Origin of the sequence: Streptomyces sp. NPDC088400 (assembly GCF_044753355.1) — a bacterium.
Lineage (GTDB): Bacteria > Actinomycetota > Actinomycetes > Streptomycetales > Streptomycetaceae > Streptomyces.
On the sequence record NZ_JBIVMZ010000006.1, the window covers coordinates 369,641 to 394,335 of the forward strand.

Annotated in this window: 22 protein-coding genes; 8 read left to right on the top strand and 14 right to left on the bottom strand. The window is 70.6% G+C overall.

Features of this window, described 5'->3' with window-relative positions; genetic code table 11:
* Positions 1 to 96 precede the first annotated feature (96 nt).
* Positions 97 to 435 carry a winged helix-turn-helix transcriptional regulator gene (locus tag ACIQD6_RS18125; protein ID WP_401883811.1) on the bottom strand — a complete coding sequence of 113 codons (339 nt, stop codon included), beginning with the start codon at positions 433 to 435 and terminating at the stop codon, positions 97 to 99.
* Positions 436 to 670: 235 nt separating this feature from the next.
* Here ACIQD6_RS18125 and ACIQD6_RS18130 point away from each other — a divergent pair, with 235 nt between their 5' ends.
* Positions 671 to 1,078, top strand: coding sequence for a RidA family protein (locus ACIQD6_RS18130; RefSeq protein WP_401883620.1), 408 nt, complete (start codon positions 671 to 673; stop codon positions 1,076 to 1,078).
* Positions 1,079 to 1,192: 114 nt separating this feature from the next.
* Here the strand turns inward: ACIQD6_RS18130 and ACIQD6_RS18135 are convergent, their stop codons facing one another.
* Positions 1,193 to 4,093, bottom strand: a complete 2,901-nt coding sequence (locus ACIQD6_RS18135) for a penicillin acylase family protein (RefSeq protein WP_401883622.1) — start codon at positions 4,091 to 4,093, stop codon at positions 1,193 to 1,195.
* A gap of 240 nt (positions 4,094 to 4,333) precedes the next feature.
* On the opposite strand from ACIQD6_RS18135, the gene ACIQD6_RS18140 reads away from it, so the two are divergent.
* Positions 4,334 to 4,945, top strand: a complete 612-nt coding sequence (locus ACIQD6_RS18140) for a hypothetical protein (protein ID WP_401883624.1) — start codon at positions 4,334 to 4,336, stop codon at positions 4,943 to 4,945.
* Positions 4,946 to 5,096: 151 nt separating this feature from the next.
* On the opposite strand, the gene soxR is transcribed toward ACIQD6_RS18140, so the two are convergent.
* Positions 5,097 to 5,618, bottom strand: a complete 522-nt coding sequence (gene soxR, locus ACIQD6_RS18145; protein ID WP_401883626.1) for a redox-sensitive transcriptional activator SoxR — start codon at positions 5,616 to 5,618, stop codon at positions 5,097 to 5,099.
* 139 nt (positions 5,619 to 5,757) lie between these two features.
* Here soxR and ACIQD6_RS18150 point away from each other — a divergent pair, with 139 nt between their 5' ends.
* Positions 5,758 to 6,219, top strand: coding sequence for a MaoC family dehydratase (locus tag ACIQD6_RS18150; protein ID WP_401883627.1), 462 nt, complete (start codon positions 5,758 to 5,760; stop codon positions 6,217 to 6,219).
* A 34-nt stretch (positions 6,220 to 6,253) separates the two neighbouring features.
* Here ACIQD6_RS18150 and ACIQD6_RS18155 read toward each other — a convergent pair whose 3' ends face one another.
* The 3 genes from ACIQD6_RS18155 to ACIQD6_RS18165 all read right to left on the bottom strand — a co-directional run bounded on the left by ACIQD6_RS18155 (position 6,254) and on the right by ACIQD6_RS18165 (position 8,497).
* Complete coding sequence (locus ACIQD6_RS18155) at positions 6,254 to 6,880, bottom strand: TetR/AcrR family transcriptional regulator (RefSeq protein WP_401883629.1); 627 nt, start codon at positions 6,878 to 6,880, stop codon at positions 6,254 to 6,256.
* A gap of 88 nt (positions 6,881 to 6,968) precedes the next feature.
* Positions 6,969 to 7,256, bottom strand: a complete 288-nt coding sequence (locus ACIQD6_RS18160; protein WP_401883631.1) for a YiaA/YiaB family inner membrane protein — start codon at positions 7,254 to 7,256, stop codon at positions 6,969 to 6,971.
* Positions 7,257 to 7,345: 89 nt separating this feature from the next.
* On the bottom strand, positions 7,346 to 8,497 hold the full coding sequence (locus ACIQD6_RS18165) for an acyl-CoA dehydrogenase family protein (protein ID WP_401883633.1): 1,152 nt from the start codon (positions 8,495 to 8,497) through the stop codon (positions 7,346 to 7,348).
* Positions 8,498 to 8,616: 119 nt separating this feature from the next.
* Here ACIQD6_RS18165 and ACIQD6_RS18170 point away from each other — a divergent pair, with 119 nt between their 5' ends.
* The gene (locus ACIQD6_RS18170; RefSeq protein WP_401883635.1) at positions 8,617 to 9,282 is read left to right on the top strand and encodes a TetR/AcrR family transcriptional regulator; all 666 of its coding nucleotides are present in this window, start codon (positions 8,617 to 8,619) and stop codon (positions 9,280 to 9,282) included.
* Between the two features lie 90 nt (positions 9,283 to 9,372).
* On the opposite strand, the gene ACIQD6_RS18175 is transcribed toward ACIQD6_RS18170, so the two are convergent.
* On the bottom strand, positions 9,373 to 10,284 hold the full coding sequence (locus ACIQD6_RS18175; protein ID WP_401883637.1) for an NADP-dependent oxidoreductase: 912 nt from the start codon (positions 10,282 to 10,284) through the stop codon (positions 9,373 to 9,375).
* An 8-nt stretch (positions 10,285 to 10,292) separates the two neighbouring features.
* On the bottom strand, positions 10,293 to 10,781 hold the full coding sequence (locus ACIQD6_RS18180; protein WP_401883639.1) for a nuclear transport factor 2 family protein: 489 nt from the start codon (positions 10,779 to 10,781) through the stop codon (positions 10,293 to 10,295).
* A 163-nt stretch (positions 10,782 to 10,944) separates the two neighbouring features.
* On the opposite strand from ACIQD6_RS18180, the gene ACIQD6_RS18185 reads away from it, so the two are divergent.
* On the top strand, positions 10,945 to 11,793 hold the full coding sequence (locus ACIQD6_RS18185; protein WP_401883641.1) for a LysR family transcriptional regulator: 849 nt from the start codon (positions 10,945 to 10,947) through the stop codon (positions 11,791 to 11,793).
* Between the two features lie 187 nt (positions 11,794 to 11,980).
* Here the strand turns inward: ACIQD6_RS18185 and ACIQD6_RS18190 are convergent, their stop codons facing one another.
* The 6 genes from ACIQD6_RS18190 to ACIQD6_RS18215 form a co-directional block, all read right to left on the bottom strand.
* Positions 11,981 to 13,063: a zinc-binding dehydrogenase gene (locus ACIQD6_RS18190; RefSeq protein ID WP_401883643.1), complete on the bottom strand. Its 1,083-nt coding sequence runs from the start codon at positions 13,061 to 13,063 to the stop codon at positions 11,981 to 11,983.
* A gap of 85 nt (positions 13,064 to 13,148) precedes the next feature.
* The gene (locus ACIQD6_RS18195) at positions 13,149 to 14,561 is read right to left on the bottom strand and encodes an aldehyde dehydrogenase family protein (protein ID WP_401883644.1); all 1,413 of its coding nucleotides are present in this window, start codon (positions 14,559 to 14,561) and stop codon (positions 13,149 to 13,151) included.
* Between the two features lie 44 nt (positions 14,562 to 14,605).
* Positions 14,606 to 15,955 carry an MFS transporter gene (locus ACIQD6_RS18200; protein ID WP_401883645.1) on the bottom strand — a complete coding sequence of 450 codons (1,350 nt, stop codon included), beginning with the start codon at positions 15,953 to 15,955 and terminating at the stop codon, positions 14,606 to 14,608.
* Positions 15,955 to 17,478, bottom strand: coding sequence for a CitMHS family transporter (locus tag ACIQD6_RS18205; protein ID WP_401883647.1), 1,524 nt, complete (start codon positions 17,476 to 17,478; stop codon positions 15,955 to 15,957). Before ACIQD6_RS18205 ends, ACIQD6_RS18200 begins: the two co-directional genes overlap by 1 nt.
* 194 nt (positions 17,479 to 17,672) lie before the next feature.
* Positions 17,673 to 20,036, bottom strand: a complete 2,364-nt coding sequence (locus ACIQD6_RS18210) for a molybdopterin oxidoreductase family protein (protein ID WP_401883649.1) — start codon at positions 20,034 to 20,036, stop codon at positions 17,673 to 17,675.
* A gap of 124 nt (positions 20,037 to 20,160) precedes the next feature.
* Positions 20,161 to 20,910 carry a TetR family transcriptional regulator gene (locus tag ACIQD6_RS18215; RefSeq protein ID WP_401883651.1) on the bottom strand — a complete coding sequence of 250 codons (750 nt, stop codon included), beginning with the start codon at positions 20,908 to 20,910 and terminating at the stop codon, positions 20,161 to 20,163.
* 93 nt (positions 20,911 to 21,003) lie between these two features.
* On the opposite strand from ACIQD6_RS18215, the gene hmgA reads away from it, so the two are divergent.
* The 3 genes from hmgA (at position 21,004) to ACIQD6_RS18230 (ending at position 24,656) form a co-directional block, all read left to right on the top strand.
* Positions 21,004 to 22,323 carry a homogentisate 1,2-dioxygenase gene (gene hmgA, locus ACIQD6_RS18220; protein WP_401883813.1) on the top strand — a complete coding sequence of 440 codons (1,320 nt, stop codon included), beginning with the start codon at positions 21,004 to 21,006 and terminating at the stop codon, positions 22,321 to 22,323.
* Between the two features lie 140 nt (positions 22,324 to 22,463).
* Positions 22,464 to 23,222, top strand: a complete 759-nt coding sequence (locus tag ACIQD6_RS18225; RefSeq protein ID WP_401883653.1) for a GntR family transcriptional regulator — start codon at positions 22,464 to 22,466, stop codon at positions 23,220 to 23,222.
* 96 nt (positions 23,223 to 23,318) lie between these two features.
* Positions 23,319 to 24,656, top strand: coding sequence for a type ISP restriction/modification enzyme (locus ACIQD6_RS18230; protein ID WP_401883655.1), 1,338 nt, complete (start codon positions 23,319 to 23,321; stop codon positions 24,654 to 24,656).
* Positions 24,657 to 24,695: the final 39 nt, after the last annotated feature.

The following is a 24,695-nucleotide window of genomic DNA, read 5'->3' on the forward strand; positions in this document are numbered from 1 at the left end:
GCGCCCGGCGCAGGAAGAGGCGCGCGGTCGCCCGCGACCGCGGCGGCGTACCGTCGCGCCGTCCCGCTCGTGGGCGGGACGGCGGGCGCCCGGTCGTCAGGCGTCGAAGTGGCGGCGGGAGGCCTCGATGTGACCGAAGTAGCGGTGGGTCCAGGCACACATTCCGTCGACGGTCGCCCGCAGGGCCTGGCCCGCCTCGGTGAGGGTGTATTCGACCCGTGGCGGCACGGTGGGGTGTACGTCCCGCTCGACCAGACCGTTGCGCTCCAGCATGCGCAGGTTCTGAGTGAGCATCTTGTGGCTGATGCCCTCCACCTTGTCGCGCAATTCGCTGAAGCGCAGGGTGCCCTCACCGAGGGATTCGATGATCAGGAACGCCCACTTGTTGGCGACGTCCGAGAAGATCTCCCGTGCCAGAGAGTCCGCGCGCGTCAGGTCCGCTTCGTCGGATGCGCCGTCGAGGTCGGGTGCGCCGTCGCGGTCGGGTGCGCCGTCGCGGTCGGGTGCGCCGTCGAGCCGCTTAGTCACCACGAGGTTCCCCAGTCACCGAAAAGTGCGTTCTTCCATGTCAGAGCAGACTCTCCTACGGTTTCTCAGTAACCACAAGAGACCACGAGCGCCCTGGTCCGGTGGAAGCGAGCCCACGGGCTCTCATGACAGAGGAGTCAGCATGGCCATCACCCTGGCGAACCCCGAAGGACTGGCGAAGGTCGACCTCTACCGGCAGGTGTCGGTCGCCACCGGGTCGAAGCTGGTCTTCGTCGCCGGGCAGGTCGCCTGGGACGCCGATGGGGTCACGGTCGGCGAAGGTGACCTCGCCGCCCAGGTCGAGCAGTGTTACCTCAATGTCGGCACGGCCCTGGCCGAGGTCGGCGCCTCCTTCGACAACGTGGCGAAACTGACCGTCTACCTCGTCGACTGGACCCCCGGCAAAATGCCCCTGTTCATGGAGGGAGTCGCTCGGGCAGCCGCGAAGCTGGGGGTCACCCCGGCCCCGCCGCTCACCGGGGTGGGCGTCCCCGCCCTGGCAGCGCCCGGCATCCTGGTCGAGGTCGAAGCCACCGCGATCATCGATTGATCAGGTTTTCCGCCTGAGTGTGTTCATGACCTCGGGCCTGCACGACGGGCTCGACCGGGGGGGGGCAGGACCGCGTCCCTCGCGGTCCTGCCCCCGGATCGATGCCTCAACGCGTCACCGGTGGCTCGGGAACTCCACCACCTGCTGGTACGTCGGCCTGTTCTGCCAGCTGATCTTGGGGTGGTTGATACCGCCCAGCGCCCGCTGGACGATCGAGTCCGTGCACCACTGGTCCCCCGCCGAGCAGGTGTCGTCGGCCGGATACACCTCGCTCGCGGGCGCAGCCACCGCCGCCTTGAGTGTGGTGAGGAGCGTGTCCCGGCAGGCGCTCAGCACGCCGCCGCCGCAGTACGTCGTCGCCGTCGGGTCCTTCACCGGCTCGCCGAGGACCTGCCTGAGGTCCTTGTCGACATATCCCCACCAGCCGTACTGGAACGCGGAACCGCTGTGCGCGCCCGTCGGGCCATGGCTCGACGCCGGGGATTCGTCGATCTGGAGCGAGGCGGTGAGGGCCGTGTAGAGACCGTCGCCCAGGCCCGGTTTGAATTCCGCTTCGACCAGCCTCGACCACCAGGCGTCCATGATCCGTACGGCGGTGGCGTTGCCGTACGTGTGCGAGCCCTGCGCGGTCTCCTTGCGCTGCGCCCCGGCCGCCCGCCAGGTCTCCAACTGCTCTACGGCGGTGTTCAGTTGCGGGTCGGTGACCGCCGCCGAGCGCACCACCTTCAGAAGCTCCGGCAGCACCTGCTCGCCGCGCAGGTCGGTCATGGCCGCGTCGGCCATCGCCTTGGTGAGGGTGGCGCGGGTGACACCGCCGGCCGCGACCAGTTTCTGGACCCGGTCGTCCAGCAGATCGGCGCGGTGCACCGCGCCGAAGCCGAAGCCGGCCGCGTCGTAGTCCTTGGCCTGCCGGTTGTTCCAGGAGATGTAGTAGTCCTGCCCGACGGACTGCGGGTGCTGGGCGAAGGGCGTGTACGAGGCGGTGTTGGCCGCCGGGTCGAAGCCCTGCCATTCGTAGGCCCGTTCGGCCTTGACGGGCAGCGCCGGGTCGACGCTCGCCGCCCGTACCGGGTTCAGGCCGCTGTTGTAGTAGGCGGCGGTGCGGGAGTCCGCGTAGAACCAGTTGAAGGCGTAGCCGATGCTGGACGCGGCTCGCTGGAAGGACGCGGCGTCCGTCACGTACGACGGGTCGTTGAGCATCTGGAAGCCGATGATCGAGTCGGCTTCGTGACGGTAGGTGCTGCGCAGCGAGGTGTACGCGACGGGCTTGCCGCCGATGGTCGCGCGGTGGGTGACCATGCCGTATTCGGTACGCCAGACCTGGAGCCGGTACGAGCCCACGGCGGTGGAGTCCGCGGTGGTGGGCTTCCAGGAGTTCTTGCGTTCCAGCTTCTCCATCGGGGTGCAGACGGAGCGGTAGAGGTAGTGCGTGGACGCCTTGGTCGGGGTGGAGCCGTCGGGTTCGCACAGGTCGACGGCGTAGGTGTCGGTGATGTCCTGCTGCGCGGAGGTGGCGCTCCAGGCGTAGTCCTGGCCCCGGCCCATCTGGACGTACATCCCGACTCCGGCGAACGCGACGCCGCGCGCGCTGATGCCGGGGCCCTGAAGTTCCTGAAGCATCATCAGTTGTGGCGCGAAGTAGCCGGTTTGGGGTCCGAAGACGGCGACCGGGTTTCCGCTCGCGGTGTGCCGGCCCGAGACCAGCAGGGCGTTCGACATGCCGCGCCTGGCGGAGAGCGACCCCGCCGGGATCACCCCGTTGTCGAAGATCCCCTGGGCGGGCTTGAGTTTGGCCGGGACGGTGATCCGGGCCTTGGCGTTGGTGCCGGCCGAGCCGGTCCTGTCGTACACGAGCGGCTCGGCCGCGACCGAGCCCGTGTCGGGCAGGGCCGTCCCGCGCGGGTTCGCGGGCTTCTGCGCGTACGGGAAGCTGGTGCCGTCGGTGACGGTGAGCACGGCCTCCGCGTCGTCGCGCTGGCGGAAGGACTCCCAGACCTCGGTGCCCTTGACGACGCCGTACTTCTGCTGCGCGGCCAGGAGCGAGAGGGCGGCCTGCACCTCGCCGCCGCCTCCGCCGCCGAACTGTCCGCCGACGACGGAGGCGATGGATATCAGGTCGGTGAGTTTGAAGGGCTGTATCTCACCGACGTTGGTGATCGAGTCGATCTTGCCGGTGAGGACGTACTCGCCGGGGAAGTAGCGTCCGTCCTTCGCCTTCTGGCGGTAGGCGTTGATGCCGTCGATGTACGCCTGGGCATCGGCCATGGCCAGCTCGCCACGCTCGCCCTGGGTGGCCCTGATCCGTTCGATCTGGGCCTCGTACTCGGCCTCGGTGTACGGGGCCGAGGGCCAGAACTGCTGCTCCAGGCCCTGGTTGGCGAGCGCGCCTCCCGCGAAGGAGGTCAGTTCGCCACGGCCGATGTGCCGGAAGAGGTCCATCATCCAGAGCCGGTCCTGGCCCGCGGCGTAGCCGGCGCCGAACTCGGTGCCGTAACGCGTGGTGCCCTTGATGTGCGGGACGCCGGTCTTCTTGTCGCGGGTGATCGTGACGTCGTCGCGCGGGGAGGTGACGGATTCGACCTGGTCCGCGGCGACACCGAAGGAGGAGTCGTTGAAGAAGTCGGTGAGCTTCGCGTTGGTGAGCCCGCCGTACCCCGCCACCAGGGCGTCGTACCGCCCGAGTTGATCGGAGGCGTGGGCGGGGAACGTGCCGAACAGGCGGTTGCCGAGGATGTCGGCGAGAGTGGCGTTGCCGTTCTCGCCGGGCGGCAGGATGTCGGCGCACTGGCTCTGGCAGTGATCGGTGACATCGGCGGCGTCGGCCGCACGGGCCGCACCGGCCGACGAGGCGGCCGCGCCGGCCGCGTGGGCAGTAGCGGCGGATGCGCGTGCCGGGTCCGCGGCGGCTTGCGGCAGCGGGGTCAGCAGAGCCGCGCCCAGCGCGAACACCGCGGCGGCGGTGACGGTGACGGCGGTGGGGGTGGCGCGGTCGGGTCTTCCGGTGCGTCGTCGCATGGATGCTCCTCCGGGAGGGCGGTGCGCCGGAGGTTACCGATGGTATGACTCGTCAGTAAGGTGAACATCAGTCACCTTTTCCGAATCGGCACAACGGCCTTTCTGAGAATCACCTTCGAATCACGGCCGGTATCCACCTAAATGCCCGACTCGTGACTGCCATCTGCTTTTTGATGGAGCCGAATGGGGCAGACGTACGTCCATTCCTCAACGCCGAAGAAGCGACGGAGGTGGCATGCGATGGCCGGATTCCGGAGTCTTGCGAGACAGGTGCGCGACCCACGGTGCGATCTGGCCTTGCGACGGTATTCACTGCGCAAGTGCCTGGAGCGATTCGCCCCTTATGGGCATCGGGCGACCTGGGATCATCTGTGTGCGAGGCACAGCATCGAACCCGAGGACAGGGCACCCGAACCGGCGCGGCTGATGGCCGCGCTGGATGAACTGGAAGAGGCGCGGGCCGTATGGCTCGCGTACGAGGTGAAGTTCGCGGAGCGGCGCAAGCGTGAGAAGCACGACGGGCTACGACGACCCGGGAGTTTCGACGACTGGCACCGCCGCACCTGGGGCGGGAACGGTGTCGCCCGGTGCGACAACCCCGCGGTCCATCCGTCGGAATCACTCGCCGAGGTGCTGCGGCGGCTGATCTCCGGACTGGAGACGGGCCCGGGAGTGACCTGCCCGGTGTGCGCGGAGCACGGAATCATCTGGCGGCCCGATCTGACCAACGAGCCGTGGTCGGGACCGGTCTGTACGGGCTGCGGCATCGTCGTGCCGGCGCCCGTCCTCACGTCCGAGGCGCTGCACCGGGCGAAGTTGATACGGCTGGAGGAGCTGGCGTCGGTGGCATGAGGCCTGCGGGGGCCGCCCTCGGGCAGCTCTCAGGTGCGCCCCCGCAGTGTCATCGGACTCCCGGGCCCTTCGGGATCCCCGGAGCCCCCAGGGGACTTCGGGCCCCCCAGGGAACTTCGAGCCCTCAGGGGTCTCCGGATCCTCCGGGTCCTCAGAGGGCTGCGAGCCCTTCCTCCGGGTCCTCAGGGGCCCCGGGGGCTTTCAGACCCTTCGGGACGCGGCTCTCCGGAAGCAGGCGCGAGCCTGTGATGCGGTCACCGACGACGTCGCCCGGGTTCGAGAGGACGCAGGTCTCCATGGAGAGGCAGCCGCAGGCGATGCAGTCGGTGAGGTGATCCCTCAGCCGGCCGAGCCGGCTGATGCGTTCGTCCAGCTCCGAGCGCCAGGCCCGGGAGAGCCGGGCCCAGTCGTCGCGGTTCGGGGTGCGCTCCTCGGGGAGTTCGGCCAGCGCCTCCCTGATCGTCGCGAGCGGGATACCCACCCGCTGGGCGGCCCGGACGAACGCCACGCGGCGCAGCGTGTCACGACCGTAGCGGCGCTGGTTGCCGCTCGTCCTGCGGCTGCTGATCAGCCCTTTGGCCTCGTAGAAGTGCAGCGCGGACACGGCGGCGCCGCTGCGCGCCGACAGCTGGCCGACGGTGAGCTCATGGATCTTCTCCGGAATCTGTGGCACCCCTCGAAGACTACTGGCCGGGCCCGGCACCGCACCGGCGCCTGTGTCCTCGTTGACAGGAGCACACCCGCCACCCATGCTGAGCAAGCGCTTAGGCGCTGTGCGCATTCGACGGGTCCGAGAGGCAGGGAACAGGAACATGGCCGAGCCGAGAGTCTTCACCTCCGCCGATGAGCTGCGCGCCGGGGTCGGCGAGCAGTTGGGTCACAGCGACTGGCTGGAGATCGATCAGAAGCGGATCGACCTCTTCGCCGATGCCACCGGTGACCACCAGTGGATCCATGTGGACCCGGAACGGGCCGCGGCCGGGCCGTTCGGCACGACGATCGCGCACGGCTATCTGACACTGTCGCTGCTGCCGGCGCTCGTACCGCAGATCCTGCGGGTCGAGAACGTGAAGATGGGCATCAACTACGGGACCAACAAGGTCCGTTTCCCGTCCCCCGTGCCCGTCGGCTCCCGGCTGCGCGCGTCGGCCGTCCTGAAGGACGTGTCCGACGCCGGTGAGGGAGTGCAGATCACCATGCTCGTCACGATCGAACGGGAGGGCGGCGGCAAACCGGCCTGCGTGGCGGAGTCCGTGTCCCGCTACCACTTCTGAACCGGCTCCGGACCACTTCCGAACCGCCTTCGGACTACTTCCGCACCGCGACCATCCGCAGAACGAGGTCGGCGTACAGCGCGCCGACCTCGTCGGGCGTCCGGACCCCCGCCGTGTTGAACCAGCGCGCCACATCGATACAGAGCGACAGCACCGCGAGCGTGGTGCCCGGCACGTCGGGGACGTCGAACTCCCCGTCCCGTACCCCCTCGACGAGGATCCGTCGTACCGCCGCGTTGCTGCGCCGCCGCAGCTCCACGATCTCCGCGCGGTGTTCCGCGCCGAGCGCGTCCAGCTCGTACTGGACGACCCGCGCCGTCGTGTGCCGTTCCGCGTGCCAGCGGACGAAGTACCGTACGGCGTCGGCCAGCCGCTCCGCCGCCGTACCCTCGCCGTCCGCCGCCGCCGTCAGGATCTCCAAGGCCTTGTCGTGGCCGATCCGGCTGATCCGGTGGAGCAGTTCTTCCTTGGTCTTGTAGTGGATGTAGAGCGCCGCCGGGCTCATCCCGGCGCGGCCGGCGATATCGCGGGTGGTGGTGGCGTGGTACCCGCGCTCGGCGAACGCCTCGACGGCGGCGACCAGCAGCCTTCGGGCCGCTTCCGGGGCGACCTCACCCCACGGCTCGTTCTCGCCGTCCGCCGTCGGATTCGCCGTACGCATCGCTCACCCCAATCCACTCACTCAAGCCACTCCGGGCACTCGGCTCACCCAGCAGGACGAACACCATACCCCGAGGCTGAGCAAGCGCTTAGAGCTTCTGGAAAGGGTCGTGCTCGGCGAGGATCTTCTCCAGCCTGGCCTGGTCGACCCGGCTGACGATCTGCCCCGCCTCCTGCCGGTCCCTGACCACCTTGGCCAGCGTGAACGCCGAGGTCGTGAGATAGAGGACGGCGATCCCGAGGAAGCCGCGTACCCAGGCACTGGCTTCGAGCTTGAGGATGCCGACGGTCACGGCCGTGAGGGCGAGAGCGAAGGAGGCGACGGCCTGTCCGTAGAAAGCCGCTGTGTTCTGCTGTTTGACGGAAGTGTCAGTCATAGGGGACAGCATCCGCAGCCGCCCGGCGGATCTCATCCGCATCCGTACTCAGAGCGGTACTCAGACCGACCGGCAATGGGGGGCGGCTCTCAGAAGGCCGAAACCCCGGTCAGCGCACGCCCGATGATCAGTTTCTGGATCTGGCTCGTGCCCTCGTAGAGCGTCATCACCCGGGCGTCGCGCAGCAGTTTGCCGACCGGGTACTCGTCGATGTAGCCGTAACCGCCGAAGACCTGGAGCGCGTTGTTGGCGGAGCGTACGGCGGCCTCGGAGGCGAAGAGCTTGGCCTGGGACGCGGCGGTGGCGAACTCCTCGCCGCGGTCGATCAGATCGGCGACCCGCCAGGTGAGCATCCGTGCCGCGTCCACATCCACCGCGATGTCGCTGATCAGCTCCTGGACCAACTGGTAGTGGGCGATGGACCTGCCGAACTGCTCGCGCTCCCCCGCATACCCCACGGCCGCTTCCAGCGCCGCCCGCGCGATTCCGACGCAGCCCGCGGCGACCGACATCCGCCCCTTGGCGAGCGCGGACATGGCGATCGAGAAACCCTTGCCCTCGGGGCCCAGCAGGGCGGCGGCCGGGACCCGTACGTCTTCGAGGACCAGTTCCGCGGTGGCCTGGCCGCGCAGTCCGAGCTTGCCGTGCAGGGTGCGGCGCGTGAGCCCCGGGCTGTCGGCCGGTACGAGGAAGGCGGAGACGCCCCGGTGGCCCGGGGTGTCGTTGGTCCGCGCGAAGAGCAGGACGACATCGGCCCACGTCCCGTTGGTGATGAATGTCTTGGAGCCGTTGACGACCCAGTCACCACCGTCCCGGACGGCCCTGGTCGTGAGACTGCCCGCGTCCGAACCCGTGCCGGGCTCGGTGAGCCCGAAGCAGCCGATGGCCTCGCCGGAGGTGAGCCCCGGCAGCCACGCGCGCTTCTGCTCCTCGTCGCCCCAGGCCGCGAGGGTCTTGGCGACCAGCCCGAGCGATACGGAGACGATGCCGCGCACGGAGGAGTCGCCGCGCCCCAACTCCTCCGTGACCAGGCAGTACGTGAAGTGGTCGCCGCCGCAGCCGCCGTACTCCTCGGGCACGGTGAGCCCCAGGAAGCCGAGAGCGCCCAGCTTCGCCACGATGCCCCGGTCGACGCTCTCGCCGCGGTCCCAGTCCGCGACGTACGGCGTGACCTCGCGGTCGACGAAGTCCTGGGCGACCTTGCGTACGGCTTCCTGCTCCTCGCTCAGCTCCAGATTCACGGCGGGCACCCCCAGGGTCGACGAGCAGGCACGGCTGACGGGCAGGCACGATCACGTTGACGGACGAGCCGATTAATTAGCAGTGCTAGTTTCTGATCGACAGGCCTACTATGAGCGCCATGGCCAGACCGCGCAAGCCCCTGCTCAGCCGAGATCGCATCGTCATGGCGGCGAGCGCCCTCGTGGACGCCGAGGGCCTCGAAGCGGTCTCCACCCGGCGGCTCGCCGCCGAGTTGGGGGTGAGCGGGCCCTCCCTCTACAACCACTTCCGCACCAAGGACGAGATCCTCGAAGCCGTCGCCGACGCGGTCAGCGCCCAGGTCGATCTGTCGATGTTCGAGGAGAGAGACGACCGCGACTGGCGCACCGCGCTGCACGACTGGGCCGTCTCCTATCGCGCCGCCCTCACCGACCATCCGCACATCGTCCCGGTCCTCGCCCGGGGCCCCGGGCGCCGCCCGGCGGGTCTGCGGGTGGCCGACGCCGTCTTCGGCGCTATGGTCCGGGCCGGCTGGCCGCCCGCGCAGGCCACCTATATCGGCGCGCTGATGCGGTACTTCATCACCGGCTCGGCGCTCGGCTCGTTCGCCCTGGGCTTCGTCGACGACGCGACGGCGTACGACCCGGCCGACTACCCGCACCTCGGCCAGGCGCATCTGCTCGCCGAACGGCAGCAGCAGGTGGACGAGGGCTCCTTCGAGACCGGCCTGCGGGCGCTGCTCGACGGGCTGTCGCTCCAGTTCGAGCGGATGACCCCGGATACGGATACGGATACGAGCGGATGACCCCGGACGCGGGCGGATGCCCCTGGAGCCCCCGGCCCACGGGGCCGTCGCCGAGACCACAGCCGCGACCGGGGGCCAGGGGATGTCGCGTCAGGTGATCTCGACGACGACTTTGCCGGGGGTGCCGCCGGCGGCCAGTGCGCGCTGGGCATCGGCCGCGCGTTCCAGGGGGTAGGTGGCCCCGACCCGCACGGTGAGCTTCCCGGTCTCGACGAGCTCCGTCAGCGCGGTGAGATCGGTGTGGCTCATGCGGCAGAAGACCGAAGTGACGCCCGGCGTACCGACCTCGACGATGGACGCCACGCGTGCGCCGGGGCGGACGGCGCTCGCCGTCGCGACGAGCACACCGCCGACGGTGTCGAGGACCACGTCCGCACCGTCCGGGGCGAGTTCCCGTACGCGGTCGGCGGCCCCTTTGCCATAGGTGACCGGTTCGGCGCCGAGCGTGTGCAGGTAACCGTGATCGCGCGCGGAGGCGGCGCCGATGACGCGGGCTCCGCGGGACCGTGCGATCTGGACGGCGAGGGAGCCCACCCCGCCGGCCGCCCCGCGCACGAGCAGGATCTCGCCGGGCTGAACGTCCAGAACGTGGACGACGGCCTGATAGGCGGTCAGTCCAGCCATCGGAAGGCCGGCCGCCTCGGCGAAGCCCAGGGCGCGGGGCTTGCGGACGAGAGTGCGTACATCGGCGGAGACCAGTTCGGCCAAGCCCCCGTGGGCACGCTGAACGTCGCCGCGCACGTACCCGATGACCTCGTCTCCCGGGGCGAACTCCGGGGCCGCAGGACCGGAACGCTCCACCACGCCCGCGATGTCCCAGCCGGGGACGACCGGGAAGTACGTGTCGACGGAGCCGTCACGCGCCCCGGCTTGCAGGGCCAGGTCGGCAGGGTTCAGCGCCGCGGCCCGCACCCGTACCAGGACCGAGTCGAAATGGGTCTTGGGCTCGGGCAGCTCGGCCGGTTCCAGGACCTCCGGACCGCCGTAGCGGCGGTAGACCATGGCTTTCATCATGCCCCCGCAACCGCGTACGGCATGTCCAGCAGGACGCTGTGCCTGACGATCTTCCACTCGCCGTCCACCCGGCGCAGATCCGTGTCGTAGTACCCGGACTCGATCGGCCGGACGGTGCCCTGGAGGCCAGAGGCCCCGGCCGGCCGGCCCTCGGCCGGGCGGGCGAGGGCCTGCGTCGCGAAGACGACGAACTGGGCGTTCAGGTGGGCGTGGTCGCCATCGACGTCGATGAGGTGGTCGGAGGTGATGTGGTGGCTGGAACCGCCCTCCGGGTGTGCGGCCATCAGGTTCGTGACCGCGTATTCCACGCCCGCCCCGCCGATCAGGGGCTCACCGAACGGCTCGTAGCTGTCGGGGCCGGTCTTGGTGTGGATCTGCACCACCGCTTCGTCGGTGAACAGGCCACCCTGCGCCTTGCCGTCGCGCCGGTCCGTCGCACGGACGTAGCGGGCCAGCACTTCCGAGATCCTGCGCTCGTCGCTCATCAGAGCGGATTCCTCTCCTCGTCGCATCCGGGACCCGCGGCGGAGTCCCGGCGTAACGCCCTCCCGCGGGGCAACGAACCCCACGGCAGCCGCTGCCTCCAGCAGACCAGGGCACCGCCCGGGGAGCCATGATCGTTTCCGTACACGGCGATACCCTGGAGGTATGGATCGACTGGAGACCCGGGAGCTCGTCTACTTCGTCACCGTGGCTGAGGAACTGCACTTCAGCCGGGCGGCGGAGCGGCTGGGCATCGCTCAGCCGCCGCTGTCCCGGGCCGTGTCCCGGCTGGAGCGCCGCATGGGAGTGCGTCTCCTGGAGCGCACCAGCCGCCGCGTGGAACTCACCGCCGCCGGCCTTGTCTTCCTCGGCGAATGCCGCCGTCTGCTCCGGGATCTGGACGCCGCCGTGCATCGCACCCAGCGGGCGGTCTCCCCCTCCCGGCTCGTCCTCGCGGTCCGCCCCGGCACCGGCTCCGGTCTGCTCGCGCGGATCCTGCGGTCCCACGACGGCGCCGAGCCCGAACTCGTCTTCACCCATGACCAGGCGGGCGCCCTGCGCGACGGCACGGCCGACGTCGCCCTGCTGTGCACGGACGGCGACGACCTCACCGACCTGCGGATCACCGAGGTCGCGGAGGAATACCCCGTCGTCCTCCTCCCGCGCGACCACCGTCTCGCGCGCCGTGCGGCAGTGACCACCACCGAACTCCGCCGGCAACCGGCCTATCAGGAGCAGTGCCCGCCGATGGGCCTGGACGAGATCCTCGACCGGGTCGCACTCGGCCGGCTCATCACCGTCGCCGGCTCGGGCACCGCCGACCGCCTGACGCGGGAGGTGATCGCCGTCCCCGTACCGGATCTGCCCACAACGACGCTGGCCCTCGGCTGGCTCCCGCAGACCTCACGACCCGAGATCATCTCCTTCGCCCGCACCGCGCAGCGCATCGGCGCCGATCGCGCCGGCACTCAACTGCTCGGCGAACCAGCCCCGCGAGCATCGGCAACGGGGTGACGCCGGCCAGCACCTTCACCACAGGCTAGGGCCTCTCGTTTGGATCTTGCCGGGCTCGCGTGCCCTGGCACCGCGCCTCGCCGCGTTGTCGTCACTCCACGACGCTCCGCGTCGCCTCCCTCCTCCGCCTTGCGATCCACGGCACCAGACCCCGCTCCCTGATCCGGCCTGATCCAAACGAAAGACCCTAGAAAACGACCAGCGCACGGCCTCCCCGGCCCGCCAGCATGTTCTCGAACGCGGCGGGGATGCCGTCGAGTCCGATCCGTTCGGTGACCAGTGCCCCCAGGTCGAAGCGTCCGGCCCGGATGTGTGCCGCGAGCACCGGCAGGTCCTTCGCCGGGTCGCTGTTGCCGTAGACGCAGCCGGAGAGCGTACGGCCCCAGTGGAACAGTTCCAGGGCGTTGAAGCTCACCTGCTGGTCCTTGCCGCCGATGCCCACGACCGTCGTACGGCCGCCGCGCCGGGTGGAGTCCCAGGCGGTACGGATGGTCGTGGCGCGGCCGACGCACTCGACGGCCACATCGGCGCCCCGGCCGCCGGTGAGCTTCCGGATGTCCTTGGCGGTCGTGTCGGAGGCGACGACGTAGTCGGTGGCCCCGGCCGCGCGTGCCAAGGCCTCCTTCGCCGGGGAGACGTCGACGGCGATGACCGTCGGGGCGCCGGCGATCCTGGCGGACTGGAGGACGGCGAGGCCGACCCCGCCGACTCCGAAGACCACCACGGACTCGCCCTCGCGGACGCGCGCGGCGTGATGGACGGCGCCGTACCCGGTGAGGACCGCGCAGCCCAGCAGCGCGGCGTCGGTGAGCGGGATGCCCTCGGGCAGCGGCAGCACGCAGTTGGCGGCGACGACGGTCTCCTCGGCGAACGCCCCGACGTTCAGGCCCGGATGGAGTTCCGTGCCGTCGGCGGTACGGACCGCGTGGATGCCGGCCACGCCCACGAGCGCCCTGTCGCAGAGCCAGACCTCACCGATGGCGCAGGGGTGGCATGTGCCGCAGGACGGCGCCCAGTTGAGGACCACGCCGTCGCCGGGTGCCACATGGGTGACGTCCGCACCGACGGAGACGACCGTACCGGCGCCCTCGTGGCCGAGGACGGCGGGGACCGGTACCCGCATCGTGCCGTTGGACAGGGACAGGTCGGAGTGACAGACCCCGGCGGCGGCGAGACGGACCCGTACCTGGCCCGGACCGGGCTCGGGAAGGTCGATCGCGGCGATCTCCAGTGGAGCTCCGACGGCGGGCAGAATGGCTGCGCGGACCACGGGTTCCTTCTCTCCTTCTTCTCTTGTTCAGGGCTCTGTTCAGGGCTCTGTTCAGGGCTCAGGAAGCTCAGAGCTCTCAAGAAGCTCAGAGCTGGAGGGACTTGGTCTGAAGGTACTCGGTGAGCCCGTGTGCGCCCAGTTCGCGCCCGACGCCCGACTGCTTGTGGCCGCCGAAGGGCGCGACCACGTTGAACCGGCCACCGTTGATGTCGACCTGCCCGGTGTCCATCCGCCGGGCGAAGGCCACGGCCTCGTTCTCGTCCCCGGCCCAGACCGCCCCCGCGAGGCCGTAGACCGTGCCGTTGGCGATACGGAGGGCGTCCTCCTCATCCTCGTACCGGAGGAGCGAGACGACCGGGCCGAAGATCTCCTCCTGGGCGATGGTCATATCGGGGGTGACATCGGCGAAGACGGTCGGCGCGACGTAATAACCGGTGGGGTGCGGGGCCTCGGGGCCGCCCGCGACGACCCTGGCGCCGTCCGCGACGCCCTTCTCCAGATAGCCGAGCACCCGCGTCCGCTGCTTCGCGTTGACGAGCGGGCCGAGGCGGTTCGCGGGGTCGTGCGGGTCGCCCGCGGCGTAGGCGGCGACCGCGGCTTTCGCCAGCTCGACCGCCTCGTCGTACTGATCGGTGTGGACCAGCATCCTGGTCCAGGCGCTGCATGTCTGACCCGAGTTGGACATGACGTTGGCGACGCCGACCTTGACCGCCTTGGCGAGATCGGCGCTCGGCAGAATGACATTGGCGGACTTGCCGCCCAGTTCCAGGGCGACCCGTTTGACCGCCGCTCCGGCGATGGCACCGATCCGCCTGCCGACGGCCGTGGAGCCGGTGAAGGAGACCAGATCGACGTCCTCGTGCTCGGCGAGAGCCTGGCCCGCGACCGGGCCGAGGCCGGTGACCAGGTTGAAGACGCCTGCGGGCAGGCCGGTTTCATGCACCAGTTCGGCGAAGAGGCGCGCGGTCAGCGGGGTGTCCTCGGCGGGCTTGACGACGATGGTGCAGCCCGCCGCCAGCGCGGGGGCGACCTTCGCCACGATCTGGTGCAGCGGGTAGTTCCACGGGGTGATCGCGCCGACGACCCCCACCGGCTCCATCAGCACGGCGGAGTTGCCGAGCTTCTCCTCGAAGGGGTAGGTGACGGCCAGTTCGGCGTACGAACCGGCGACCATGACCGGCAGGCCGACATGCACGCGCTGGGACAGGGCGATGGGCGCACCCAGTTCGGCGGTAACGGTTTCGGCGATCTCGTCCGTACGGGCCACCAGCAGATCGCGCAGCGCGGTGATGTACGCGGCGCGCCCGGCGGGCGGAGTGGCGGCCCAGCCGGGGAGGGCCGCCCTCGCCGCGCGTACGGCGGCGTCGACGTCCTCCGCCGTACCGGCCGGGACGGTGGCGATGACCTGTTCGTCCGCCGGGTTCACCACGGAGATCGTGTCCGTGCCGGCGGCGGGCCGCCACGATCCCCCGATGTACATCCCGTCGTATGCCTTCATCGCCATTCCTCCCGGGGCTGCCGAATCTCTTCGCCCGCCCCAAACTAGCGACGATAGTTTTTCGGCGCCAGAGGAGCGGGAGAGCCGTGGGAGTCGGCTTGGGGTTCGACGACGGCCGGACCCGGTTCCTCTTGAGGTTCGGTGACGGCCGGACCCGGTTCCTCCCCGGCGCCGTCGCCGCCCGGCTTCCGCAGCCCCAGTCCACCCGCCACCAGCAGCAGCACCCCGAGCATGACGAACGGCGCGGCCGTCCCCGCGATGCCCGCGACCAGTCCGGCCGACGCCGGGGCCGCGACCTGTCCGAGACGGTTGCCGGTGAGCCGGAGCGCCAGGGCCGTCGAGCGTGCCCCGTCCGGAGCGGCCCGTACGACCGTGGTCATCGACAGCGGCTGGCCGACCCCGAGGCAGAAACCGAGCACGGCCAGCATCAGGGCCAGCGCCCACACCGGTACGGGAAGCGCGATGCCCGCGCACAGCAGCCCGCCGACCAGGCAGGTGACGGTGAGCAGCACCGTACGGCCGACCAGCCGGATCATCGGCGTCATCACCAGCCGGCAGGCGATGGTGGCCGCCGCGCGCAGACTCAGCAGCAGGCCGATGGTGGCCGGTGCGATCCCCCGCTGCTCACCGATGACCGGCAGGTAGGCGGTGAGGATGTCGGTCGCGGAGAGCACGGCCAGGCTGATGAAGATGCCCGCGGCCACCCCTCTGGTGCGCAGGATGCCCAGGACGGGGACCTTCGCGGACCGTTCGGTCACCGTCCCTCGCGCCGTACGGGCCTCGATCCGCCAGAGCGAGGTGAAGGAGACCGCGGCGGCAGCGGCGGCGGCCAGCAGGGCGAGGCCGCTGGTCCGGGCCATCTCGTCGCCCTGTCCGGAGACGACGAGACCGGCCGCCATCGGTCCGGCGAGCTGGCCGAGGGAGGCGCCGATGGTGAAGTGGCCGAAGTTACGGTCCTGTTCGGCCGGAGCGCTGCGGCGGGCGACGATGGACTGGGCTCCGATGACGAAGCAGAGATGGCCGAGGCCCATCACTCCGCTCCAGGCGGCCAGGGAGGTGAGCGAGCCCGCCAGGCCGCTGAGGGCGCAGCCGCCGGATATCAGGAAGACACCGACGACCAGCAGCGGGGCACACCGTCCCTGGTCGGTCCTGCGGCCCAGGGGTACGGCGACGAAGAGCGGCAGGAGCGCGTACACCGCGGTGATCACACCGATGGCGCGCTCGTCCGCGCCCACGGAGAGCGCCCGGTAGGAGACCGCCGGCCGTGCCATCGACACCGCGCCCTGCGCGAAGGCGAAGGCGATGACGAGGCGGAGGAGCCAGCCTCTCCTGCCGGGCGCCCGGTCCGGGCCGGAGTCACCGGGCGCCCGGTCCGGGCCGGAAGCCTGGACCATCAGATGATGCCGAAGAGTATTCCGGCGCCGAGCACCACCAGCGAGGTGAGCGCGGCCCACTTGACGGTGAACTTGGTGTGGTCGCCGAACTCGACCTTGGCCATGCCGACGAGGACGTAGACGGCGGGGACGAGCGGGCTCGACATGTGGAGCGGCTGGCCGACGAGGGAAGCGCGGGCGATCTCCAGCGGGGAGACGCCGTGGGCGGCGCCGGCCTCTGCGAGCACGGGCAGGACTCCGAAGTAGAAGCCGTCGTTGGACATGAAGTACGTGAGCGGCAGGCTCAGCACACCGGTGACGATCGCCATGTGCGGGCCCATTCCCTCGGGAACGGCGCCGACGAGCCAGTCGGCCATGTGCTTGACCATACCCGTACCGGTGAGGACGCCGGTGAACACGGCGGCGGCGAAGACCATCCCGGAGACGTTGAGGACGTTGTCGGCGTGGGCCGCGATCCGGGCCTTCTGCTCGGCCATGTTCGGGTAGTTGACGGTGAGGGCGAGGGCCGCGCCGAGGAGGAACAGGACCGGGATCGGCAGCATCTCCAGGATCATCGAGGTGAGCAGCGCGACGGTCAGCCCGGCGTTGAACCAGTAGAGACGGGGGCGCAGGGTGGCGCGGTTGGGGTCGAGACCCTGGAAGCCGTCGTCGTCGGACTCGTCGGACTCGTCGGTCCCGTCGGTGTTCCCGGCGGACGCCGTACCGGACTCGCCCGCACCACCGGTCGCGGTGCCACTTCCCGTACCAGCACCGGCACCGGCGCTCGCGCCTCCGGCCGTGGCAGAGCCTCCGGCCGTGGCAGTGCTGACTCCGGTCTTCACCAGCAGCTTTTCGAGCTTGCTCCCGGACGTGGTTCCGGAGCCCCCTGCGGTCTCGGTGCCGGTCTCCAGCGCCTCGTCGAGGGTCAGCATGCCCAGGCGCTTGCGCTCCCGGATGCCCAGCACGTAGGCGAGGAACAGCACGGCGAGCAGTCCGACGGCGAGCGCCGGGATCATCGGGACGAAGACATCACCGGCGTCGACCTTGAGCGCGGTGGCGGCGCGGGCCGTCGGGCCGCCCCAGGGCAGGGTGTTCATCACGCCGTTCGCGGTGGCGGCGACACCGGTCATCACGATCCGGCTCATCCCGAGCCGCTTGTAGAGCGGGTACATCGCGGAGACGGTGATCATGAAGGTGGTGGAGCCGTCACCGTCGAGCGAGACGATCGCGGCGAGCACGGCCGTACCGACGACGATCCGCATCGGGTCGGCCTTGCAGAAGCGCAGGATGCCCCGGACGATCGGATCGAAGAGCCCGACGTCGATCATCACGCCGAAATAGACGATGGCGAACATCAGCATGGCGGCGGTGGGCGCGAGGTCGCCGACGCCCTTGAGGACGTATTCACCGAGCTGGCCGCCCTGCCCGACGATTACGCAGAAGAGTGCCGGAATCAGCACCAGCGCCGCGATCGGCGACATCTTCTTCATCATGATCAGCACCAGGAAGGTGGCGATCATGCCGAAGCCGAGGATAGTCAGCATGTTGGGAGGCCCCTCACGTTCACCGTTGAACTCCGCCGGGGGCGGCGGTGCGGATGACGTTAGGGCCGGTTTCCAGCCGTTAACAAGATGTTGACGTGCGAGCAATACGAGCAAAAGCCCAGGTCATGACGGGGGTGGTAGTACGGATGCCGGAATGGGGAGACTGCGGCGGGTACCGATTCAGCCGTGGCCGCCTATCCGGCCGTGGGCGACAGCTCGACCGGGAAGCCGTTGAGCACGGCGGTGCCGGAGAGCGGGTCGAGCCGTGAGCCGTCGAGCAGCTGGTTGACATTGACCCCGGGCCGGGCGCTCGCCACCGTTGTCCGGGTGCCCGGACGGCTGTGGCCCCAGCCGTGCGGCAGGCTCACCACACCGGTCCGTACCGCGTCGGTGATCTCCACCGGCGCCTCCAGCACGCCCCCGTCCGCGCTGATACGGACCGGACGGCCCTCCGCGAGACCGAGCCGGGCCGCGTCGTCCGGGTGGATCTGGAGGGTGCAGCGGTTGGAACCGCCGCTCAGCGCCGGGATGTTGTGCAGCCAGCTGTTGTTGGACCGCAGGTGACGGCGGCCGACCAGCACGAGCGAGGCGGGCCGCGCGGCCAGAGCGCCGCGCAGCCGGGGCAGATCGGCGGCGATCGGCGCGGGCAGCAGCTCGATCCGTCCGCTGCGGGTCTTGAGGAGCGACGGGACCCGGGGGCGCAGCGGGCCGAGGTCGATGCCGTGCGGACGCTCCAGCAGCCGGTCGAGGCAGAGGCCCTCGGTGCCGGAGGGATCCTCGGCATCGGAGGCATCGGATGCACCGGATGCACCGGATGCGCCGGATGCACCGGAGGGCTCCTCGGTGCTGAAGCCGGCTCCGTACGGGCCGAGGCGGAGCATCAGATCCAGCCGCCGCTCGGGTCCCGTACGCCCGGTGAGCCGCGCCGCCAGCTCCTTCGGGTCGCGCCCGTGGACCGGTGAGCCCGGGTCGGTGACGGCCTTGCCGAGCGTACGGTCGATCACCATCTCGTCCACGGCCGAAGGGGCCGCCCCGTGCATCCCGCTCACGGCGAGGACGAGCCGGGCCAGGATCTCGCTCTCGTCGAGCCGGCCGTCCTCCAGCGGAACGGCGGCCGGGGTGTAGCGGACCTGGTTGCGCACGGCGAAGCCGTTGAAGGCGAAGTCGAAGTGCGCGCTCTGCGCGGGTGGCGGCGGAGGCAGCACGACATCCGCGTGACGGGAGGTCTCATTGAGGTACGGATCGACGCTGACCATGAAGTCGACGCCGGCCAGGGCCCGGTCGAGGCGGTCGCCGTCGGGGGCGGACAGCACGGGATTGGCCGCGAGAGCGATCACCGCGCGGATCTGTCCCTCTCCCGGTGTCTCGATCTCCTCGGCCAGCGCGGCGAGGGGCAGTTCCCCCTTCGCCTCGGGGTGTCCGCTCACCCTGCTGGTCCAGCGGCCGAGGGCGAAACCCTTGCCCGGAGCGGGAGTTCGGGGCGCCCGGTCGGTCGCGGAGAGCGGGAAGAGCGCGCCGCCGGGCCGGTCGAGATTGCCGGTGAGGATGTTCAGTACGTCGACCAGCCAGCTGGCGAGCGTGCCGAACTCGACGGTGCAGCTGCCGATCCGCCCGTAGACGGCGGCGGTCGGCGCGGCAGCGAGTTCACGGGCGATCGCACGGATCTCCCCGGCGCTCATGTCGCAGGCCGGACCGACCGCCTCGGGGGTGAAGTCCCGTATCGCGTCGTGGACTTCGGACATCCCCTCGGCATGGTCCGCGAGCCGTCCGAGGCCGGTGAGCTTCTCCTCGAAGAGGACCTGTGCGAGGGCGGCGAGCAGCAGGGCGTCGGTACCGGGCCGGATGGCGACGTGCCGGTCGGCGAGACGCGCGGTGCGGGTACGGCGCGGGTCCACGACGGTGAGCGTGCCGCCGCGCTTGCGCAGTGCCCTGAGCTTGCCGGGGAAGTCGGGTGCGGTGCACAGACTGCCGTTGGATTCCAGCGGGTTGGCGCCCAGGAGCAGCAGATGGTCCGTACGGTCCAGGTCCGGTACGGGAATCGCGAACGGGTCGCCGAAGAGCAGCCCGCTGGAGACATGCTTGGGCATCTGGTCGAGCGTGCTGGCCGTGAAGAGGTTACGGGTACGGAGCGCGCCCAGCAGGGCCGCCGGGTAGAGCGCCCCCGCCATGGTGTGGACATTGGGATTGCCGAGGACGACACCGACGGACTGCGGCCCGTGTTCCTCGATCAGCGGCCGGAGCCGGGCGGCGATCAGTTCGAACGCCTCCTGCCAGCTCGCCTCCGCCAGCACTCCGTCCCGGCCGCCACGGCGGACGAGCGGGGCGCGCAGCCGGTCGGGGTCGGCGTCCAGCTCTCCGAAGGACGCGCCCTTGGGGCAGATGAAGCCCTTGCTGAAGACGTCCTCACGGTCACCCCGGGAGCCGGTGACCGTACGCCCCTCGATGGTGAGGGTCAGTCCGCAGGTGGCTTCGCAGAGGGGGCAGATACGGAGGGCGGTACGGACTCGGTGCGCGCCCCCGACGGTGTTCTCGGGAAGGACGGTGTTCTCGGGAAGCATGGGGGTCCTCCGGGGCGGCGGCAGCGGTGGCGCGCGAGCACTGCCGAGCATACCGACCGGTACGGGCAGCGGAAGGGGAAGCGCGTAACGGGCCCGGAGATCCGCCGGACAGACCCTCGCGAGCTCAGTCGAGCGTCCTGGCCAGGTAGGCGCGGAGCAGTTCCCGGGTCTCGGCGACGATCCTGGGGTCACCGGAGGCGTCCGTACGGAACGCGAGTTGCAGCAGCGCGTCGGTGGCCTCGACGGCGACCAGGACCGTACGGTGCAGCACCGCGCTCGGGGCAAGGCCGAGGTGGCCGGAGACGAGAGCGGTGAGGCGGTCGGCGACCCGCTGGTTGGGATCGGACGCCGGGTCGGCCGAGGACCGGCCGGACGCCGGAACGCGTGTGCCCAGAGGGAGTTGGGCGCCGAAGTCGACCAGGGCGAAGCCGGGCACACCGCGTTTCATCGCGAGGTACTCGTCCAGCAGGACATCGAGCGCACCTCGCCAGTCGGCAGCGGCGAGGGCGGCGAACCGCTCCGTGACGCGCGCGGCGTACCTGTCCAGATTGCGCCGGGCGAGGGCGTCGGCCATGGCGCGCTTGTTGCCGAAGAAGCGGTAGACGGAACCGATGGGCACCCCCGCGCGGACGGCGACGGCACGGGTGGACAGCGCTTCGTAGCCGCTCTCGTCGAGGAGTTCGGCGCAGGCGTCGAGAATCCGGGCGAGCCGCTCCGTACTGCGCCGCTGCACCGGCGTGCGCCGGAGACCGCTGCCACCACCTCTGCCTCTGCCATCACCACCACCGGCATCACCACCGGCATCACCACCGGCATCGACATCGGCCCCTGCCTGCGGCGTCGCGTTCGTACGGTCGTGGGACACGCGCTCCATGATGCCGCGTGGCTCCGTTGACGCGCTGTGCCGACAATCCTACGGTGATCCATAGGATTCGAGGTTTCCTTCACCGAGGAGCGGACGCGGATGATGAGCGGCATCGAGCAGGCGCGGAAGACGGCCGGGGATCTGGACCACTCCCCCGGCTTCGGCAACGAACACAGTTCGGAGGCCGTCCCGGGCGCCCTGCCGCACGGCCGCAACGCACCGCAGCGCGCGCCGCTCGGCCTCTACGCGGAGCAGCTGAGCGGCAGCGCGTTCACCGAGCCCCGCGCCCACAACCGCCGGTCCTGGCTGTACCGCATCCGCCCGTCGGCCGCGCATCCGCCCTTCGTCCGGATCGACAACGGCTCGGTGCGGGGCGCCCCGTTCACCGAGACCGTCCCCGACCCCAACCGGCTGCGCTGGAACCCCCTGCCGGAACCCCCTCCCGGCACCGACTTCCTGACAGGCCTCTGGACTCTGGGCGGCAACGGGGACGTGACCCAGCGCGTGGGCATGGCGGTTCACCTCTACTACGCCAACGCCCCCATGACCGATCGGGTGTTCAGCGACGCCGACGGCGAGCTGCTGATCGTCCCCGAGCACGGCGGCCTGCTGATCCGTACCGAACTGGGCCTGCTCGCCGCCCGTCCCGGCCAGGTGGCGCTGATCCCGCGCGGGCTGCGGTTCCGTGTGGAGCTGCTGGAGCGCACCGCGCGCGGCTATGTCTGCGAGAACTACGGCCGGCCCTTCGTGCTGCCCGACCTCGGCCCGATCGGCGCCAACGGCCTCGCCAACGCACGGGACTTCCTCGCGCCGGTCGCCGCGTACGAGGACATCGAGCGGCCGACCCAGGTGGTCAGCAAGTTCTGCGGGAACCTCTGGGCCGCCACCTACGACCACTCGCCGCTCGATGTCGTCGCCTGGCACGGCAGCCATGTGCCGTACGTGTACGACCTGCGGCGCTTCAATGTCATCGGGTCCATCAGCTACGACCACCCGGACCCGTCGATCTTCACCGTACTGACCTCGCCGTCCGACACCCCGGGCCTGGCCGGTGTCGACTTCGTCGTCTTCGCACCACGCTGGCTGGTCGGCGAGGACACCTTCCGGCCGCCGTACTTCCACCGCAATGTGATGAGCGAGTACATGGGCCTGATCGAGGGCGCGTACGACGCGAAGGCGGAAGGCTTCGTCCCCGGTGGCGGCTCGCTGCACAACATGATGTCGGCGCACGGCCCGGACCGGGAGACCTTCGACCGGGCGAGCGCCGCCGAACTGAAGCCGCAGAAGATCGACGACGGGCTGGCCTTCATGTTCGAGACCCGCTGGCCGGTGACCACGACCGCGCAGGCGGCCAGGGCCGGGCATCTCCAGCAGGGGTACGACACCGTATGGCAGGGGCTGGAGCGGCACTTCAGGCCCTGATCCCGAACGAGCAGGCCCTGATCCCGAACGAGCAGACCTTGATCCGGAGCGAACAAATACCGGAACGCCGGCACCGGACACCCGACAGAACCGACAGAACCGACAGAACCGACAGACCTTACGGAGCCAACGGAGACACCGTGACCGCCTTCGCCCCCGACTCACTGGACCTGAACCGCAAGCTGCCGCTCTGGTACCAGGTCTCGCAGTCGCTGCGGGCCTCGATACTGGGCCGCCGCCCGCACGATCCGCTGCGGCTGCCCACCGAGGAACAACTCGCCGTGCACTACGGCGTCAGCGTTCTGACGATGCGTCAGGCACTCAAGGAGCTGGAGGCGGAGGGCCTGATCAGCCGGCACCGGCGGCGCGGCACCTTTATCGAACCGGGCGCGCGGCGCGGCGCCCCGCGCCGGCTGCTCGGGTCCATCGACGCGATCGTGGCCCAGCAGTCGGGCGAGCTGACCACGGTCCTCGGCCACGGCCCGGCGCCGGTGCCCGGTGAACTCTCGGAGTATTTTCCGGACGTCGATTCGGTGGTCACCTACCGGCGGCTGCGCTGCGACGGCGCGAGCGGGGAGCCGGTCAACTGGGCCGAGAACGCGGTGCGCCCGGAGGTGGCAGACGGTCTCGACGTCGCCGATCTGGAGCGCTGGCCGATGACGAAGGTATTGCGCGACGCGGTGGGGGTACGGATCAGCCGGATCACGGACACGGTCGAGGCACGGCTCGCGGACCCGGTCACGGCCGAGCTGCTCCGGGTGCCACTGCTCAGCCCGATCCTGCACTACACGGGGGTGACGTACGACAGGGACGGCCGGGTCGTGGATGTCGCCCGGATCCACTACCGGGGCGACCGGTTCTCCTTCTCGGTCACCGTCGAGGCGGACCTCATGGGGTGAGGCCAGAACCCGCCCCGGCCCCCGGTCCGGTCAGGGCGGTTACGATGCCGCCGACGGCCCACAGCGCCATACAGGGCGAAACGGAAGGATGCCCCCATGACGGCGACGCGGTCCGGCTCGGCCGGGGACGCTCCGCTCACCGAGGCCCCACGGCCCGCTGCTCCCCAGACCCCGGCCCCGGAGCCGCCGTCGCCGCGCTCCGAGGCAGTGCCGGTCTCCGAAATCCCGCTGCTGAGCGAGCTCATGCCGTGGTCGACGGCTCCGCTGCGGTTCGGCAGGAACTGGATCCTGGCCCCCGACCGCTCGTCCCTCACGGCCCGCTGGGACCGCCTCGTGGCGGCGGAGGACGCCGAGCGCGAGGCGCTGTTCGAGCCGACCCGGGCGCGTACACCGCACAGCGCGGTCGCCGCGCTGCCGGGGCGGGCCACGGGCACCGGGCGGTTCGTACGGGAATCGGGCCGCTGTCCCCCGCCGTCGCGGGTGCTTCACGGGCCGTTCGACGAGCAGTGGCTGATCCCCGACCACCGGCTGATCGACGCGGCCCGCCCCGAACTGTGGCGCGTGGCCGACGACCACCAGCTCTTCGCCGTGGAGCAGGGGTACGTACCCGGCGCCCCGGCCGCGAGCCCCGCGCTGCTGGTCAGCGCCCTGCTCCCGGTCGGCCGTTCACCGGCGGGAAGGCCGGGGCGGATCCGTCCGCTCTACCGCCGCCCCGGCGGTACGGAACCGAACCTCGCCCCCGGTCTGCTCGCCCTGCTGACGGCACGCTACGGCCACGAGGTCACCGCCGACGAGGTGCTGGCCTGGTCCGTGGCCGCCGCCGTCGCCACCCCCGAGGGCCCCTCCGTCCCGCTGACCGCCGATCCCGGCGTCTGGGCCTCCGGGGTGGAGCTGGGGCGGCGGATGACCGGGATCCAGCTGCGCGGGGCGCGCGGCGGCGAACGGCCCCGGCTGCCCGGTGGTCGCCGCCCCTACGTACGCGCCGCCGTACCGGCCCGCCCCGAGACGATCTCGTACGACCCCGAGGACCAGGTGCTCCGGCTCGGCACGGGCCGCGTCTCGCCCGTACCGGCCGAGGCCTGGGACTACTCGGTGGGAGACGTACGGATACTGGAGCTGTGGTTCGAGCGCCGTACGGTCGCTCCCGAGCCGGGCACCCTGGCGGCGATCCGCCCGTCGGCCTGGCCGCAGGAGTGGACCTCGGAGCTGCTGGAGCTGATCACGGTCCTGGCACTCCTCGCGGAACTCCGCCCGCTCCAGAGCGAATTGCACGACATCACCAAGGGAGCCACCGGCGGCGACAGCGGCCCGGGGATCGGCCGGACGGAACTGCGGGCGGCGGGCGTTCTCCCCGTACCGGCGGCTGCCCGCAGACCCGCTTCCGTACTGGATCACCACGAGGAGGGCCCGGAAGGCCAGTTCGCGCTGATCTGACCGGAGAGCGACCTCACGCTCCGGTCGGAGCCTGCTTCC

Excerpts from the sequence above, each read along its gene's own strand:
- ACIQD6_RS18180 (WP_401883639.1), bottom strand. The coding sequence starts at position 10,781 with ATGAGCGACGAGCGCAGGATCTCGGAAGTGCTGGCCCGCTACGTCCGT.
- ACIQD6_RS18170 (WP_401883635.1), top strand. The coding sequence starts at position 8,617 with ATGGCCAGACCGCGCAAGCCCCTGCTCAGCCGAGATCGCATCGTCATG.
- hmgA (WP_401883813.1), top strand. The coding sequence starts at position 21,004 with ATGAGCGGCATCGAGCAGGCGCGGAAGACGGCCGGGGATCTGGACCAC.
- ACIQD6_RS18140 (WP_401883624.1), top strand. The coding sequence starts at position 4,334 with ATGGCCGGATTCCGGAGTCTTGCGAGACAGGTGCGCGACCCACGGTGC.
- ACIQD6_RS18155 (WP_401883629.1), bottom strand. The coding sequence starts at position 6,880 with ATGCGTACGGCGAATCCGACGGCGGACGGCGAGAACGAGCCGTGGGGT.
- ACIQD6_RS18150 (WP_401883627.1), top strand. The coding sequence starts at position 5,758 with ATGGCCGAGCCGAGAGTCTTCACCTCCGCCGATGAGCTGCGCGCCGGG.
- ACIQD6_RS18230 (WP_401883655.1), top strand. The coding sequence starts at position 23,319 with ATGACGGCGACGCGGTCCGGCTCGGCCGGGGACGCTCCGCTCACCGAG.
- ACIQD6_RS18160 (WP_401883631.1), bottom strand. The coding sequence starts at position 7,256 with ATGACTGACACTTCCGTCAAACAGCAGAACACAGCGGCTTTCTACGGA.
- ACIQD6_RS18200 (WP_401883645.1), bottom strand. The coding sequence starts at position 15,955 with ATGGTCCAGGCTTCCGGCCCGGACCGGGCGCCCGGTGACTCCGGCCCG.
- ACIQD6_RS18130 (WP_401883620.1), top strand. The coding sequence starts at position 671 with ATGGCCATCACCCTGGCGAACCCCGAAGGACTGGCGAAGGTCGACCTC.
- ACIQD6_RS18215 (WP_401883651.1), bottom strand. The coding sequence starts at position 20,910 with ATGGAGCGCGTGTCCCACGACCGTACGAACGCGACGCCGCAGGCAGGG.
- ACIQD6_RS18210 (WP_401883649.1), bottom strand. The coding sequence starts at position 20,036 with ATGCTTCCCGAGAACACCGTCCTTCCCGAGAACACCGTCGGGGGCGCG.
- ACIQD6_RS18135 (WP_401883622.1), bottom strand. The coding sequence starts at position 4,093 with ATGCGACGACGCACCGGAAGACCCGACCGCGCCACCCCCACCGCCGTC.
- ACIQD6_RS18205 (WP_401883647.1), bottom strand. The coding sequence starts at position 17,478 with ATGCTGACTATCCTCGGCTTCGGCATGATCGCCACCTTCCTGGTGCTG.
- ACIQD6_RS18175 (WP_401883637.1), bottom strand. The coding sequence starts at position 10,284 with ATGGTCTACCGCCGCTACGGCGGTCCGGAGGTCCTGGAACCGGCCGAG.
- ACIQD6_RS18195 (WP_401883644.1), bottom strand. The coding sequence starts at position 14,561 with ATGAAGGCATACGACGGGATGTACATCGGGGGATCGTGGCGGCCCGCC.
- ACIQD6_RS18185 (WP_401883641.1), top strand. The coding sequence starts at position 10,945 with ATGGATCGACTGGAGACCCGGGAGCTCGTCTACTTCGTCACCGTGGCT.